Source organism: Burkholderia sp. L-4 (genome assembly GCF_056856535.1).
Genome location: NZ_JBXEOX010000001.1, coordinates 1,450,034 through 1,466,278, shown reverse-complemented (window position 1 = coordinate 1,466,278; position 16,245 = coordinate 1,450,034). Strand labels below are relative to the sequence as shown.

The window sequence follows — 16,245 nt, the reverse complement described above, 5'->3', positions numbered from 1 at the left end:
TCCGGCTCACGGCGAGCGCAACGCCTGCAAGCCCAGCGTGAGCGCGTTGAACGGCATCTCCGTTGCCCCCATCGAAAAACTCGTCGTTTTCGTGGTCACGCCAGGCGTGCGCATCAGCGCGTGAACGATCCGCTCGCTCGCATGGCCGTCGCCATACGGATTGCTCGCGCGCGACATTTCCTCGTAGGCGCTTTCGCTGTCGAACAGGCGCGACGCCTCCCACACGATCCGCTCCTGGTCCGTACCGACGAGCCGTGCGGTGCCGGCCTGGATCGCCTCGGGCCGCTCGGTCGTCTCGCGCGTGACGAGCACCGGCTTGCCGAGCGCCGGCCCTTCTTCCTGAATGCCGCCCGAATCGGTAATGATGAAATGCGCGCGGGACATCAGGAATACGAACGACAGGTATTCCTGCGGTTCGATCAGGTAGATGTTCGGCACGCCGCCGAGCCGCGCTCGCGCCGGCTCCCGCACGTTCGGATTCATGTGCAGCGGATAGACGAACTGCGCGTCGCGATAGCGGCCCGCGAGCGTACAGAGCGCCTCGCAAAAATGCTGGAACGGTTCGCCGAAACTCTCGCGGCGATGCCCCGTGATCAGCACGACGCGCCGCGACGGTTCGAGAAACGGAAAATACGCGGCGACCTTGTCAGACAACGCAGAGGTGCGGTCCAGCATGCGTTTGACCTCGTGCAACGCATCGATCACGGTATTGCCGGTCAGCGAGACGCCGCTGCCCGGCACGCCCTCGCTGAGCAGGTTGTCGCGCGCCTGCCCGGTCGGCGCGAAATGCCACGACGACACCGCATCGGTCACGCGGCGATTCAGCTCCTCCGGCCACGGCGACCAGATGTCGCCGCTGCGCAGCCCGGCCTCCACGTGCCCGACCGGCAGATAGCGGTAGAACGCCGCCAGGCTGACCGCCAGCGTGGTCGTCGTATCGCCGTGCACCAGCACGACGTCCGGACGCAGGTCGTCGAAGACCATGCCGATCGCCTGAAGAATGCCGGTCGTCACGTCGGTCAGCGTCTGGCTTTGCCGCATCAGGTTGAGATCGTAGTCGGGCTTGATGTCGAACAGCGTCAGCACCTGGTCGAGCATTTCCCGATGCTGCGCGGTCACGCATACCCGGGCGTCGACCTCCGCTTGCGCCTTCAGCGCACGCACCAGCGGCGCCATCTTGATGGCCTCCGGCCGAGTCCCGAACACAAGCAAGATCTTCTTCATCGTTATCCTCGTTTAGCCACTTCGCGCGGATGATCCTGCACGTGGCGCGAAGCATGTATTCAGGCGGCACTGCCCATACTCGCGCGGTCGGCACGTAACCGTGCTGCGAGGCAAGCGCACCGTCCTGTCCGCGCGGTCCCGGCCACGCGAATCGTCGTACTACCGGCGTCCCGTTGCACTGATCAGTCACGTCATGAGTCGTTCCTCGCTGTGTCGAGCGTCACGTCGGTCCGTCACGTCGCTTCCACACCAGCAATATTCAAACCAGCCGCCCCCGCAGCCGCAGCCGGCTCGCGCGACGCACACCGCACATGCGCGGTGCGTTACGGAATGTTTCACAACTGCTACGGGCGTCTCATCGACGAGCCGGCACGACAACGATAAACAGCCGGCCGATCGCGCGATCCGTCTGACGACGTCGTCCGATGAATCGAGAACGCAGATCGGACGCCCGTCACGCATCGAACCGCGTGCATCTTTCGAAGCGCGTTGCGTCGTCTCGATTCGGCACTTTTGTCTGTGCAGCGCGCGGCGCGCACGCGACCTCCGGCCACGACCATGTGCGCGCGAATTCCCCGACACGCGGCGCGGCTTGCGTCGCACGAATGCATGCGCGGGAAATGTTGCGAATGTGTAACGCAGAGCCGAGCGGGAAGATACATCGGAGTCCGGTCTATTCCGCGCGCACGACGGCGGCAACCGTTTCGTCCATCGGGGCAACGTGCGCGCGGCGAGCGACACGCCGCTGCACGTCTCGCAAGGCCACATCGAACAAGGCGGCGACGACTCGTTAGACAAACCGCCCGCCGTGCGAGGTCGGCGAGATGTGTCGCAGGCTGCGTGGCGTCGCATGTCGCGCGACGGCGCTGATTCGTCAGTGAATCAAAACACGTCGCCACGCGCCCGACCCTACGCGCGCCTCGCGCCCGCCTCCTTGCTGCACGGGGCATCGCGGCCCATGGCTCACGCCTTGCTTAATGTCAGACAGGTGCGTCCCGAAGCACTCGCACGGCAGCAGCAGACGGACGGGGACGCCAAAGCAACGAAGCCGGGAAGCGACGCGACGCGTGCGCGGGGGCGAACGACATCCGCCCCGCGCGACGAACGTGCGGCCGCGTCCCATTGACATCCGCGCGATCCACGGGCGCCTTCCGCTCTCATCGGTCGTCGTCGCGGACACCGGGGACCAGGACATGAAGAATCCGCGGATGGCGTCACTCTGCGAGCAAGGCGTTCTGCTGCTGATCGTGCTTGCCTTTTCGCTGAGCGTGCGCGACACCGCATCGCAGGCGATCGCCGAGCCGGCGCGGATCATCCTGCCTGCCGCAAACGCCGCGGTCGCGGTTGAACGCGCGGCCCTCGACGGCGCGCGGTTCGCGATCGCCGCGCAGGCTTCGCCCGATGCGAACGCGTCGCTCGAGCCGCCGCCGGCCGGCGCGCCGGGTATCACGCTCGACCCCGACCTGCTGCTGATGCCCTGCGTCGCGTACCTGTGGCTGTTCACGGTGTTGACGTGCATCTACGCCGGACGGCATTACGTGTTCAGCCTCGACCGCCTGTTCAAGCCGCAATGCGCGCCCTACCGGACGATTACCCACGGCGACTGGCCGAGGCTCACGGTGTTCGTCGCCGCCCACAACGAGGAAGCCGTCGTCGTCGATTGCCTGATGGCACTGCTGGCGACGACCTACCCGCGCGACAGGCTGACGATCATTCCGGTCAACGACCGCTCGACCGACAACACCCGTGCGCTGATCGACGAGGTCCGGGCGCTCGCGCCCGACCTCATCCAGCCGTTTCACCGCGAGACCGGCAAACCGGGCAAGGCGGCTGCGCTGAAGGATGCGCTGCGCTACATTCGCGGCGACATCATGGTGGTGTTCGACGCCGACTACCTGCCGCGCCCGGGGCTGCTGAAGGAACTCGTCGCGCCGTTCTTCGATCCGGAAGTCGGCGCGGTGATGGGCCGCGTCGTGCCGCAGAACGCCGACAGCAACCTGCTCGCGCGGCTGCTCGACCTCGAGCGCGCGGGCGGCTACCAAGTCAACCAGCAAGCCCGCAACAACCTCAACCTGGTGCCGCAGTACGGCGGCACGGTCGGCGGCATCCGCAAGGGCGCGCTCGACGCGGTGGGAGGCTGGCGCGACGACACGCTGGCCGAGGACACCGACATGACCTATCGCCTGCTGCTGAGCGACTGGCGCACGGTCTACCTGAATCACGCCGAATGCTATGAGGAAGTGCCGGAGCGCTGGGCCGTGCGTGCCCGGCAGTTGACGCGCTGGGCGAAAGGCCACAACCAGACGCTGCTGCGCTATCTGGTTCCGGTACTGCGCAACCCGCTGATCTCGCGGCGCTGCCGTCTGGACGGCGCGTTGCTGCTCGGCGTGTTCGTGATGCCCGCGCTGCTCGCGGTCGCATGGATCGCCGCGCTCACGCTCTACCTGTTCAACGGGGTCAACTCGACGGCGCTCGGCCTGATCGTGTCGCTGTTCGCGCTGTTCTCGTTCAGCACCTTCGGCAACTTCGGCGTGTTCTTCGAGATCGTCGTCGCCGCCCGGCTCGACGGCCGCGCGACGCGGCTGCGGCTCGTACCGGTCAACGTCGTCGGCTTCTGCGTGACGATCGCGGCCGTCGTCTCCGCGTTGTGGGGACTCACGCTCGACGCCGCATTCCGTCGCGAACTGAAGTGGGACAAGACCGAGCGCTTTCGCCGGCAACTGAAACCGGAGCGATGATCGATGACGACCTTCAATGTGTTGGTGCCGGTGGCCGGCGTGCTCAGCCTGCCGTTCCTGCCGATGCTGCATGAGCTGATCCGGCGCAGCGACGTCGCGGCGCTGCCGATCGGCGACGGTCCGTTCGTCGATCAGGCGTTGCTCGCCACGCAATGGCACGACGCGCTGCGCGCGCACGCGGCCGGTGAACCGGCGGCCGATCCGTCCGCCGCACCGCCCTGGCAAGCGCTCGGACTGGCCGTGCAGCACGCCGGCACGATCCACGTCGCGCACGACGAGCATCGCGACGACGTGCTCCATGCCGATCATGCGATCACGCTCGACGGCGGCGCCCGCGCGGCGTACGCGTTCGCCGGCGAACGCATCGATATTCGCGCCGGCGCGACCATCGGCGCGCTTGCGCACGCGCCGCGGATCGACGTCGACGGCGCGGTGCTGCGTGGCGTCGTGGTCGGCGGCACGGTACACCTGCGCGGCGCCGGTGGCTTCGCGTGCCTGTACGGCGAGCCGATCGTCTTCGGCGCGGCACCGAGCGCGCGACCGGTCGGCACGCCAGCCGCGCCGCGCCGCGCGATCTCGCTCGCCCGCCACTTCGCATCGCTCCCGCATCGCTTCCTGCACGGCCGCTACCTGGTGCATTGCGACGTTCGCCTGCCCGCGCACACGGTCGTGCAAGGCAACCTCATCGTCGACGGCACGCTCGTGCTCGGCGAAGGCTGCGTGCTGCGCGGCAGCGTCAAGGCGCATCGCGTCGAACTCGAGCGTCATGCGTTGCTGCACGGCGCCGTGTTCGCGCGCGACGACGTGCTGCTCGCGAATGCGAGCTGCATCGACGGGATCGTGTCGGCCGGCGGCCTGCTGCGGCTGACCGGTGCACGCATCGGTGTCGCCGGCCATCCTGTCAGCGCATGTGCGCGCGATGTCTCGGTCGTCGGTCATGCCTGCGTGCATGGCGACCTCGTCGCGTGGCGCAGCGGCTGGTTCCATGCATCCCGTTAAGGAGCGCCTTCATGTCCGATCGCCCTTGCCATCGCGGTCCGCGCGTGCCGGTTGCCACCCTCGCGGTGCTGTGCGGCGTCGCCTTCGGTACGCCACCGGCGCTCGCGGCACTGCCGGACGATGCGGCCGCCGCGCCGCCCGCGCCGTCGCCCGACGTCCCGACCGTCATCACGCCGCGGCCGCGCGACGAATCCACGTTCGTCCGCGTCAGCGCCGACGGCCTGCCGGACGGCGTGCCGCTCGCCGAGTTCACGCCTGACGATACGAACCGGCCGGCCCTGCCCGACGCAATCGTCACACATGTCCAGGCGCCGCAAGAATCGCACACCGAACTGTCGCTCGGCTATTCGAGCGCACACCTGACGCACGGCTACGGCGACTGGTACGGCGTGCATCTGCGTGGCGTCTATCAGGATGGCGGGCGCACCGTGCTCGGCGAACTCGCGCAACTGCACCGCTTCGGCGAGAACACGCAGCTCGGCGCCCTGACCTACGTGCAGGATCTCGGCCCCGACTGGTTCGGCGGCATCGGCTTCGCCGGCACCACGTCGGGGACGATCCTGCCGAGCGCACGCGTCGACCTGTCGATCAATCGCAAGCTATTGTCGGATCGTTCGCTGGTCGTGTCGCTGGGCGCCGGCTACGCATGGAACCGCAGCGGCCATCGCGACCAGCTCTATCACGCCGGCGTGATCTGGTACGCCCTGCCGAAGTGGATCTTCGAGGCAGGCACGAACTACACCGTCGATTCGCCCGGATCGGTAAAGGCGCCGGCCTATTACGGCGCCGTCACCTACGGCGAAGTCGGCAAGAGCGTGATCGTGCTGCGCGGCGGGTTCGGGCGCGAGGCCTACCAGGTCACGGGCTCCGGCTCGCAGATCGCCGATTTCCGCAGCCACGAGATCGACGCGAAATGGCGTTACTGGTTCACGCGCAAGTGGGGCACGCAGCTCGAATTCAATTACTACCACAACCCTTACTACTCGCGGATCGGCGGCGAGCTCAGCGTGTTTTATCGCTGGTAGCCGGGCGGGCGCCATGCAGACGCATCCCGTCCGCCCTCCCGCTGACCGTTCGCTGCGGATTCACGCCCATCCGCAGCGCTGGCTGCTGTCGATCGCCCTGCTGACGCCCTCGCTGTATGCGTTGCTGTGGGTCGGCTTGCCGCTCGCCTGGCGCTACTGGCGCGCGGTGATGGTGTGGGGTGCGCACCAGATCGATCCGGCGCTCCCCGTGATCGTGCTCGGCTATCCGCCCGATGCGCCGCGCGTACCGCTGCTGTCGATCGACGTCGCCGCGCGCATGCCGGGCGGCGTGCTGCTGGCCGCCACCGCGGCGCTCTGCGCGATCGGCTTCGCCGCATCCTTCATACGGCACAGGAACTGGCTGCCTGTTGCATATCTGTTACGTATCGCGAGCTTCACCCAGTTGCTGATTTGCGTGTACTTCTGGCTCGCGCCCGGCACGTTTCCGTATGGCCCGTTGCTGCATCTGCGCGACATGTTCGTGCTGCACGGCGCGGCGATCGCGATGATCCCGCTGGTGATGGCGGCGCTGTACTACCCGCTCGATTTCTCGCTGCCACAGAAGGCCGTCGCGTCGATGCTGGTGCTCGGCTACTTCATCGTCGCGCTGCCGTTCGTGATGCTGCTGCACGCGACGATCATTCATCACGGCTCGCTGCTGTTCCTGCCGTTCTGCTATTTCCTGCTTGGCGGACCGCTGCTGATCGGCCTGCTGGTCACGCTCTACACCTACTGCGCAAGCTGGCCCGGCGCGCTGACGAACGGATCCGATTCCGTCTGCTGATTTCGCCCGCTAATGCGCCGTATCAGCGATGAAACGAATCCATTGCGTTTGCTCCCGTGCCGCACGGTCCATGTCACATGAAGCCAGCAGGACCGGGCCTCCGGGGCGAATGGCACGTTGTTCGCTTCGTTCGATACGTCGCATCGAGTCCTCTCGTCGACGACGACAGCGCGGCATACCGACGTATCTCGTCGGTCCGGCTGCCGTCGACAGGTGCCGCTCGATATCCGACGCACCGGACAGCCGCACACACCTACGGGGCAGGATTGGTCGACCTGGCGGCACGCGCATCACGGCGGCCGCGCGCCCCCATTCCTTGAGCGAGGAGTACACCATGTTGGCAAAGTCAGGCAAGTTCTTGCGGATCCTGTTCGCGTTGTTCGCGCTCGCGTTCGCATTCAGTCCGGGCGGGGTTCAGGCGGCCACCAACCAGCTCATCCTGCTGGTGCCGAATACGCTGACATTGCCCGATCCGCGCGTGTCCGCATGGCTGGACACCGCGCAAGAGGAAGGGCTGCAGATCACGGTGATGACCGACAGCCAGTTCATGGCGGCCGGCGCGTCGCTGTCGCAGTATCCCGGCCTGATCCTGCCCGATCAGGTGCATACGACGGCCGACGACACGCTCGTCACGGCGATCCAGAACTATGCGCTGAACGGCGGCAAGGTGATGCTCGTCTACGATTTCGGCGTGCTGAATTCGGCCGGCTTCTACGTGAGCCCCAAATCCCGTTTCAGCAACATGGTCGGTGTGGACTACGTACTGTATGACCAATTGGGCGGCAACATGATCGGTCTCGGCAACGTAACCGGCATGAGCAGCTGGCTTCGCACGCTCCAGGTGCCTCCCGGCAAGTCGATGACGTGGACCACGACCGCGTCGACCACGACGACCGCCAGCGTCATGGCCGCGGCGAGCACGAACAACACGAAGACGAACAATTCGTCGAAGCAGACGTCCGGCAGCGCGCTCTATCTGTCCGCCAGCCCGTCGAACCCGGGCGGCCTCGCCAACTACAACCACGGTGCGTGGTTCCAGTACGACACGCCGTCCGCAGGCAGCGGCGTACTGAACCAGACGGCCCCGAAGCTGACCGGCGTTGCGAACGGCAAGCTCGTGAAGTCCGGCACCTATAGCGCCAACTCGCTCGTCAGCACGACGGCCGGCACGGCGACCACCGCGCTCGCGTCGACCGCGGCGACGACCACCGACACGCTCGAAGGCATCTCCGGCTACGTGTACGGCTTCCTCACCTATCCGAGCTTCGTCACGCAGGGCACGTACACCGGCACGACGATCCTGACCTCGCCGACGTTCGGGCTGGTATCCGGCTACAACACGTACGGAAACGGCGGCGTGCTATTCGTTAACCTGCCGCTCGCCTACCTCGACGGCCAGACCGACGGCATGCTGATCCACGGGTACCTGCACTATTTCGGCACGCAGATGCTGAACCTGCCGTCGCTGTCGCCGCTGCCGAAGGCGATGGCCGGGCTAGTGTTCAACTGGCACTTCTGCGCCGGCGACCAGATCCAACCCGCACTCCAGTTGAAGAACCTCGGCGTGTGGAACAACGGCCCGTTCTCGCTCGTGATCACGGCCGGCCCCGACGAAGCGGCCTTCGGCGACGGCGACGGCATCAACCTCGCCAACAACCCGACCGCGCAGAGTCTCGTGAGGTATTTCGTGAGCAAGGGCCATCGCGTCGGCAGCCACGGCGGCTGGATCCATGACTACTGGGGGGCGAACGCCAGCGAAACGAACGCGAGCACGTTCACCCAGTACCTCGTGATGAACCATCAGGCCGTCCAGGCCGCGTCGGGCCAGCCGGATGTCGAATATGCGGCGCCGGAAGGCAACACGCCGACCTGGTCGGTCAACTGGCTCGAGAGCAACGGCTTCAACGGGTACTACTTCACCGGCCACACCGGCTCGGCGCCGACCCGCGCATACCGCAACGGCGCGCTGCTGAACCCGGGCCTGTGGGCGTACCCCGTGATGCCGTTCGGCAAGTACGCGACGTTCGAGGAATTCCAGCAGTATGCGGTGCCCACGAGCGACGTGAACAACTGGTACGCAGCCCTGATGAACTTCGTCGTCGCGAACCGTACGAGCCGGCTGATCTACGCGCACCCGCTCGGCGCGTCGTCCTACACGTCGACGCTGTCCGCGATCTTCTCGCAAGCCAATACGCTGAAACTGGCGGGTCAGTTCAAGTGGTACACGATGAGCGACATCACGATCTTCGATCGCGCACGCCTGAACGTCACGTGGTCGGCCACCGACACGGGCAGCGGCTGGGCGTTCGCCGCCAGCCACCCGACCAGCCTCTCGAACATGACCTGGCTGCTGCCCAAGAAGGGCTTCGCACTGCCGGTCATCACGCAAGGCCTCGGCAGCGTCGTCATTACCGACTCGACGTACTGGCTCGTGACCGCGATCAGCGGCACCAGCCTCAAGTTCACCAGCGCCAAGGTGCACTGAGCCGCAACATCGACCTACCCGCCGGCGCGCGACGCGGCCAACGCCGCGCCCGGCGGGATTTGCGCAGGACCACCGCGCAGGAGCCCCCGATCATGAACCGGCCCGCGCTGTTCCCGGCCGCACGCGCACGCGTGGCGGCCGTCGCCCGGCTATGCCGCCTGTGGTGCGTTGTCAGTTGCCTCTCGGCATTCGGCTTCGCGCCGCACGCGAGTGCCGCCGAACTCCAGCTCAACGGACTGTACCAGCGCCCCGACGGCGCGATCACCGTGCGCCTGAACGGCGCCGGCATCGATCCTTACTTCGCGGCGAAGGCGCTGCTCGGCGCCGCCGACGCCGGGCTCGATGCCCATCAGGCCGCACTCGCGTGGATCGCGTGGCTGTTGCCGCGCCAGCGTCCGGACGGCGGCTTCGATCGTTACTGCATGAAGAGCGGCCAGTACAGTCCATGCGCGGAAGCCGACGCCGACGACTCGATGATGGCGACGTGGATCGAATTGCTCTCCCGCTTCGCGCCGCCCGACGGCATGCCCGCCGCCTGGGAACTCAGCCTGAACCGCGCGGGCGCGCATCTGGACACGCTGCTCAGCAAGCCCGCCGGCGTCTATCAGATCTCGTCGACGCTGCACGTCGCGCTGCTGATGGACAACGTCGAGGTACACAGCGCGTTCCAGGCACTCGCCGCGTACTACATGCGGCATGCCGACTACGCGCATGCGGGCCCGTGGAGCCAGCGCGCCGACCGGCTCTCGTCGGCGATCCTGAAGGTGTTCTGGCGCGGCACGCAGTCCGGCTTTCGGGCGAGCACGCAGCGCATCAGCGACACGACTTTCTATCCGGCGAAAGTCGCGCAGATCTTCCCGCTCCTGTCGGGGATTCAAGTTCCCGCCCAATCGAACGAGACGATCTACGCGCAATGGATGCAGAAATACGGCAAGACCTGGCTGCAGCTGGCCGGCAGCGATTATCCGTGGGGCTTGATCGCGCTGGTCGCATTCAAGATGAACGACTGGAGCACGGTCGCCTGCTGGCATGCGCGATCGGGCCCGTACCGGCACGGCGCGCACTGGAACGTACTGGAGGAATCCCTTTATCTCGCATTCGAAAGCAGGATGGCCGACCCCGTCGCGCCCGCTCAGTGCGGCTTCACGACGGCAGAGGCAACGGCGACCGCGTCGCGCTGACACAGCGTGCATGCGGTCCAGGAGAATTGACAGGGAAGGAGACGTGTCATGTGTGGCATCGTCGGCGCGGTCGCGCAACGGGACATCGTCCCGATTCTGATCGAAGGTTTGCGCCGCCTTGAATATCGCGGCTACGATTCATGCGGGGTGGCGACGGTCGTCAACGGCCAGGCGCGCCGCGAACGCAGCATGTCGCGCGTCGCCGATCTCGACGCGCACGTGCGCAGCGCCGGCCTGACCGGCAGCACGGGCATCGCCCACACGCGCTGGGCGACCCATGGCGCGCCCGCAACCTGCAACGCGCACCCGATCTTCTCGCGCGACGAGATCGCGCTCGTGCACAACGGCATCATCGAGAACCATGAAACGTTGCGCAAGCAACTTTCAGACAAGCACTACGAATTCGACGGTCAGACCGATACCGAGGTCGTCGCCCACCTGATCCACAGCAAGTATCGCGGCGACCTGCTCGCCGCCGTACGCGATGCGACGGCGCAGCTGCACGGCGCCTACGCGATCGCGGTGTTCAGCAAACACGAACCGCAGCGGCTCATCGGCGCGCGGGCCGGCTCGCCGCTCGTCGTCGGCGTGAAGGACGGCGAATGCTTTCTTGCGTCCGATGCGCTCGCGCTCGCCGGTATCACCGACCGCTTCATCTTTCTCGAGGAAGGCGACATCGTCGAGTTGACGCCAGGCGGCGTACGCGTGCTCGATCGCACCGGCGCACCGGTCGAACGCGCGATACAAACCGTTTCGTCCGCGCAGGGTGCGGTCGAACTCGGGCCGTACCGGCATTTCATGCAGAAGGAAATTTTCGAGCAACCGCAGGCGGTGGCCGCGACCATCCCGGACGCGGGGTTGTTCGATCCGGCCGTGTTCGGCCCGGATGCCGCGCGAGCGTTCGAGCAGATCGACAACGTGCTGATTCTCGCGTGCGGCACGAGTCACTATTCCGGCCTGACCGCGCGCCGCTGGCTCGAAACGATCGCGCGCATACCCGCGCAGGTCGAGATCGCGAGCGAATACCGTTACAGCGACGCGCTCGCGATGCCGAATACGCTGGTGGTCAGCGTGTCGCAGTCCGGCGAGACCGCCGACACGCTCGCCGCGCTCAAGTACGCGCAGGCGCTCGGCCATATCGACACGCTGGCGATCTGCAACGTGCCGACCAGCGCGATGATGCGTCAAACCGGCCTGCGCTTCCTGACGCGGGCCGGCCCGGAAATCGGCGTCGCGTCGACCAAGGCGTTCACGACGCAGCTCGTCGCGCTGTTCATTCTTGCCGTGACGCTCGGGCGGTTGCGCGGCTACGTCGACGACGCGCAGCTCGCGCGGTACACGATGCAGTTGCGACGGCTACCCGGTGCGCTCGAAGACGTGCTCGGACTGGAGCCGCAGATCGAGCGCTGGGCGGCGGAATTCTCGCAGCACGAAAACGCGCTGTTTCTCGGGCGCGGATTGCACTATCCGATCGCGCTCGAAGGGGCGCTGAAGCTGAAGGAGATTTCGTATATCCACGCGGAGGCGTATCCCGCGGGTGAGCTGAAACACGGGCCGCTTGCGCTCGTGACGCACACGATGCCCGTCGCGACGATTGCACCGAACGACGCGCTGCTCGAAAAGCTCAAGTCGAACATGCAGGAAGTGCGGGCGCGTGGCGGGCAGCTCTACGTATTCGCCGACGCGGATACGCGGATCGACAACGGCGAAGGCGTGTCGGTGCTGCGGATGCCGGATTACTACGGGCTGTTGTCGCCGATCCTGCACGTCGTGCCGTTACAGTTGCTCGCGTATCACGCGGCGTGCTTGCGCGGCGCGGATATCGACAAGCCGAGGAATCTGGCGAAATCGGTGACGGTGGAGTGATGGGGGCTGGATTCGGACAATATGCATGAGCCGGCGCGCGAGCATATCTGACGCCCGATCAATCTTGGAAGGCGCGGCGCATTCGCGTGGCAACCGGACGGGTTCCGGAACGAATCGGCAGCGAGGCTTTTCGGGATTCGACGTGCGGGGCATTCGTAGTACGCAGCGATGCCGACGCGTCTTTTGCGCCATTGGTCAGTATTTGCACGTTACCGTCCCACTTTGGCAACGGTGCAGGAGCAACGGGAGAACCTTGTAGAGATCTGGAAGCTCCCGGTGCAGATGCACTATTCGATGGGCGACGCCTTCGGACTCTGACCGTCGTGGACAACTACACACGAGAACGCCTGGGCATCGAGATCGGAAAAAGTCCGCAGTTCGTCCCCACTCCGCATTTCAGCGGATTGCACTGGCTGGAATCCAGTTCAACGCCACGTTCATATGCCCAGCGATCCATTGCCTTCGGGATGAACTCGCTGCCGTAGTACATGCAGAATGTCAGCCATCAGGGGTAACGAGCATCCTTTGGGTTGCCCGTTCACCACCCGCCGGAGGGAACCGAAATGGCCGACTTGCTGGAAGGTACGCTGCCCCTGAACCGCAGTGAAAGGCCCTTCGCCCGATACAGCCTGTATACACGCTGCAGTTATCTCACCCGCCTTCCCGTCGCAGGACCACGTGAACGCGCCGATACCCATAGTGCACGTGCGTGGCGGTGATTTCCTTGATACGCATGAGCAGCGCCGACGAATCACGCGCAACCGACTGATACCGAGACAGCCAACGAGACATGCCAAACAACGCGCAAGTCTTCGTCAGGCTGGTTCGATCGCGATCACGCAATTCATCGATCAACATGCGCCGACGGGCAGGCTTCAGAGCTAATAGGATGGTCCGCCCCTCCCTGAAGGGGGATACTGAAGCCCCCGAAACCGTCGGAGAATGATCATGCGTATCGTTTCTCACAGCTGCGCCGTCTACGGCGTCGACCTGGGTAAGACGACGTTTCACATCGCCGGAGCCGACCAGCATGGACGGCCCACCCTGAGAATCAAGCTTCGTCGCGACGCCTTGCTACAGTTCTTTGCAACCGCGTCTCCCGCGCTCGTGGGCATGGAGGCCTGTCCGGGATCCCATTGGCTGGCAAGGAAACTGATCGCGTTCGGCCACGACGTCAAGTTGATACCGGCCCAATTCGTCAAGCCCTACCTGAAGTCGAACAAGAATGACACGCTCGACGCCGAGGCAATCGCCGAAGCAGTAACACGCCCAACGATGCGCTTCGTCCCTGTCAAACGCCACGAGCAACTTGACATGCAAGCGCTGCACCGCGTGCGTGCCCAATTCGTTCATCAGCGCACGGCCCTAGTGAGTCAGTTTCGCTGCTTTCTGCTCGAATACGGCATCGCAATCCACACCGGTATCGGCATGTTTCGACGCGATGCGACTCGCATTCTCGCGGACGATTCCAACGATCTGACGCCGACGATGCGACAGCTGCTGACGGATCTGTGGTCGGACTTCCTGCGTATTGACGAGCGCGTCACCGCACTTTCCGGTCAGATCGAAGCCTCTGCCAAGCACGATGACGTTGTACAGCGCCTCACGACGATTCCGGGAATTGGCCCGCTTGGGGCAAGCGCTTTGTGCGCAGCCATTGGAAATGGCAAGCAATTCCGCAGCGGACGTGACTTGGCTGCATGGATCGGCCTCGTTCCGCGTCAGCATACGACCGGCGGCAAGCCTACGCTCTTGGGCATCAGCAAACGCGGCAATACGTACCTGCGCCGCTTACTTGTATTGGGCGCTCAGTCCTGTCTGATGCATCTGGATCGCTCAAGAGATCGGCTCGGGCGATGGCTGGATACGCTCGAGAGCAGGATGCATCACAACAAGGTCGTGATAGCGCTGGCGAACAAACTTGCTCGCGTCGCGTGGGTTGTACTCACGCGCCCGGGCGCCCTGTACGAAAAAATGGATCCACGCTTCTAGAACCGAATCGACTTCAAGTTTGCAGGGACGTGGAATCGAGATGACGCAACAGTTGACTGGCGTGTCGTAAGCCTTGGTCAAAAAAGCGGGCTAGCAAGTCCGAACCAGCTTATTAGGAACGGTACGCGCAGATCTCATCATGGCCTGAACGCCAAAAGCGTTCGACTCGCGAGAGGCCGGATACATTTACGCAAACTGACATGCGTCGGATCGACAACGCTCGCCTTGCAAAGCCGGGGCGGACCATACATTTTTTGCGAGTACGTCCTGCAGAGCATGGCCTTGTCCAGGCTCAGGTCCGCCACGAGCCGCTTCAGCTTCGCGTTTTCCTCTTCGAGCTGGCGCAAGCGGCGCAGCTCAGAAGGCCCCAACCCTGCGAATTTCCTCTTCCAGTTGTAGAAAGTCGCCTCGCTTATTCCGAGCTTGCGGCAGATCTCTTCGACCTTCGTACCCAGCTCGGCTTGCCTCAGTGCAAATGCGATCTGCTCTTCCGTAAACTTGCTCGTCTTCATGGCATGGCCTTTATGCCCGTTTGGACACATCATGCCGAATTTCTCTACTTTTGCACTGGACTATTTCCTAGGTCAGGGTCACCATAGCCAACATCTTGAACTGAAACCTACGCACACCGCGTATTTTCTGATATAAGCAAGGATCGCTTATCCAATACCGAACAATACAGCAAAGAACCACGTACCGCCCTGCCCGCCCATTCAACCGAGAGATCACACCCCGCTAGTTCTTTATTACATGTGGTAACCGCACATCTTTAAAGATAAAATATTTTGAGTCATCCCAGTTCACTCCACTCTCAAAAAACCTTAACAGCCTGCCCTTGATCTTGTTCGGATCGCCCACCATTCCAGCCAATTCATAGCGCCGGATGGAATCCAGGTCCTCCTGAGAAGAAAGTTTCTGCTTGACGATTTTTTTCCCGTCAACAGAGTAAGTTTCACTTAGCTCAATCAAATCAGCGCCAAACTCGCCGGGGCCATCAATTTTCAAACTCAACATAAGCTTTGGAGCCGGTCTGAGATTAGGAGAAACTCGGCTTTCGTCGATTTTCTCAACCAGAATTGGCTTTAACTTATTTTCCGCAACATAAATCGAAAATAACTCAGGAACAGTATTTAGGTCCACTCCAGACCAAGCACCATCTTCATTACTTACATCAAAAAATTGCATTAGATGATTACATCTCATCTGCGCAAGTGTAAATAAATTCTCACTCAACTTCACATTGAATATTGAGTTCTCCGACCAGACTATCTTTTTCAACACCCCATCACTCCCTTCCCGCCCTTCAGTACATTTGATTTTTCCGCCAAATGTTCGTCCGCCGCAGACAAATAAACATCCTTGTTAGGATTGTTTATGCCGACAGGTTTCTGCTTATTCGAGGCACCCTCTACCTGCCGGATATTGGACTTGCCATGAACAACGGCATACCGCCACGCTCGCGAAACCAGCGTGTCCCTGCCGCCTGGGACACGCCAACTGCCACAGCAGCCTTCTCGCTTGTGATTCCGGTCGCAACCTGCTCTCAAGACTGGCGCTCAACCTCGTGCCGAAGCGATGGTGCACCTGGCGAGCGCATCGCTCCTCGCCTCGTCAACTGTTGTATCCACTTCGATGGACGACCCATGAAACACCTCCTGGATTAAGGTGTTGCGACGACCGGTTGAATCCACCCAATACGCCAGTCGCGCGCCGGATGGAGAGTTTCTTCAAGACGCTGAAGGCCGAAAGAATCTACCAGACTCACTACGAAACGCGTGCCAACGCCCGTGTGGATATCGACGATTGGATCGAGGGCTATTACAATCGACAACACCTGCATACCTCAATCGACTTCCTTACCCCCCGTCGACTACGAGGCCAGCTTGATCGCCGCATGAGTTGCTGTACGTGAAAACGAGGCAGGATCAGTCACGCGCATGGAGGCCGAGAA

Annotated in this window: 10 protein-coding genes and 3 pseudogenes; 9 read left to right on the top strand and 4 right to left on the bottom strand. The window is 63.7% G+C overall.

What is annotated here, in order from left to right; genetic code table 11:
- Positions 1–6: 6 nt before the first annotated feature.
- Complete coding sequence (gene wecB, locus AC1VVG_RS06885) at positions 7–1,224, bottom strand: non-hydrolyzing UDP-N-acetylglucosamine 2-epimerase (RefSeq protein WP_034186691.1); 1,218 nt, start codon at positions 1,222–1,224, stop codon at positions 7–9.
- A 1,193-nt stretch (positions 1,225–2,417) separates the two neighbouring features.
- On the opposite strand from wecB, the gene AC1VVG_RS06880 reads away from it, so the two are divergent.
- The 8 genes from AC1VVG_RS06880 (at position 2,418) to AC1VVG_RS06845 (ending at position 14,294) form a co-directional block, all read left to right on the top strand.
- Entirely contained in the window at positions 2,418–3,962 is a 1,545-nt protein-coding gene (locus tag AC1VVG_RS06880) for a glycosyltransferase family 2 protein (protein WP_034186766.1), read from the top strand.
- 3 nt (positions 3,963–3,965) lie between these two features.
- On the top strand, positions 3,966–4,961 hold the full coding sequence (locus AC1VVG_RS06875; RefSeq protein ID WP_034186690.1) for a bactofilin family protein: 996 nt from the start codon (positions 3,966–3,968) through the stop codon (positions 4,959–4,961).
- A gap of 11 nt (positions 4,962–4,972) precedes the next feature.
- Positions 4,973–5,986, top strand: a complete 1,014-nt coding sequence (locus AC1VVG_RS06870) for a YaiO family outer membrane beta-barrel protein (RefSeq protein ID WP_034186689.1) — start codon at positions 4,973–4,975, stop codon at positions 5,984–5,986.
- 13 nt (positions 5,987–5,999) lie between these two features.
- Positions 6,000–6,770 (top strand): hypothetical protein, encoded by a 771-nt coding sequence (locus tag AC1VVG_RS06865; RefSeq protein WP_482835406.1) that lies wholly within the window; start codon positions 6,000–6,002, stop codon positions 6,768–6,770.
- Positions 6,771–7,104: 334 nt separating this feature from the next.
- Complete coding sequence (locus tag AC1VVG_RS06860) at positions 7,105–9,255, top strand: polysaccharide deacetylase family protein (protein WP_124609344.1); 2,151 nt, start codon at positions 7,105–7,107, stop codon at positions 9,253–9,255.
- A 92-nt stretch (positions 9,256–9,347) separates the two neighbouring features.
- Positions 9,348–10,436: a hypothetical protein gene (locus tag AC1VVG_RS06855; RefSeq protein WP_367189487.1), complete on the top strand. Its 1,089-nt coding sequence runs from the start codon at positions 9,348–9,350 to the stop codon at positions 10,434–10,436.
- Positions 10,437–10,484: 48 nt separating this feature from the next.
- Complete coding sequence (gene glmS, locus AC1VVG_RS06850) at positions 10,485–12,302, top strand: glutamine--fructose-6-phosphate transaminase (isomerizing) (RefSeq protein WP_124669799.1); 1,818 nt, start codon at positions 10,485–10,487, stop codon at positions 12,300–12,302.
- Between the two features lie 948 nt (positions 12,303–13,250).
- Entirely contained in the window at positions 13,251–14,294 is a 1,044-nt protein-coding gene (locus AC1VVG_RS06845; protein WP_482835405.1) for an IS110 family RNA-guided transposase, read from the top strand.
- Positions 14,295–14,533: 239 nt separating this feature from the next.
- Here AC1VVG_RS06845 and AC1VVG_RS06840 read toward each other — a convergent pair.
- From AC1VVG_RS06840 to AC1VVG_RS06830, 3 genes and pseudogenes are all read right to left on the bottom strand, one after another.
- Positions 14,534–14,806, bottom strand: a pseudogene (locus AC1VVG_RS06840) (transposase); the annotation flags it as partial.
- Between the two features lie 223 nt (positions 14,807–15,029).
- A complete protein-coding gene (locus AC1VVG_RS06835) occupies positions 15,030–15,572 on the bottom strand; it encodes a hypothetical protein (protein ID WP_482835404.1) in 543 nt (180 codons plus the stop codon).
- A gap of 133 nt (positions 15,573–15,705) precedes the next feature.
- Positions 15,706–15,918: pseudogene (locus AC1VVG_RS06830) on the bottom strand (IS30 family transposase); the annotation flags it as partial.
- Between the two features lie 90 nt (positions 15,919–16,008).
- Between AC1VVG_RS06830 and AC1VVG_RS06825 the strand changes: the two are divergent.
- A pseudogene (locus tag AC1VVG_RS06825) lies at positions 16,009–16,192 on the top strand (IS3 family transposase); the annotation flags it as partial.
- Positions 16,193–16,245: the final 53 nt, after the last annotated feature.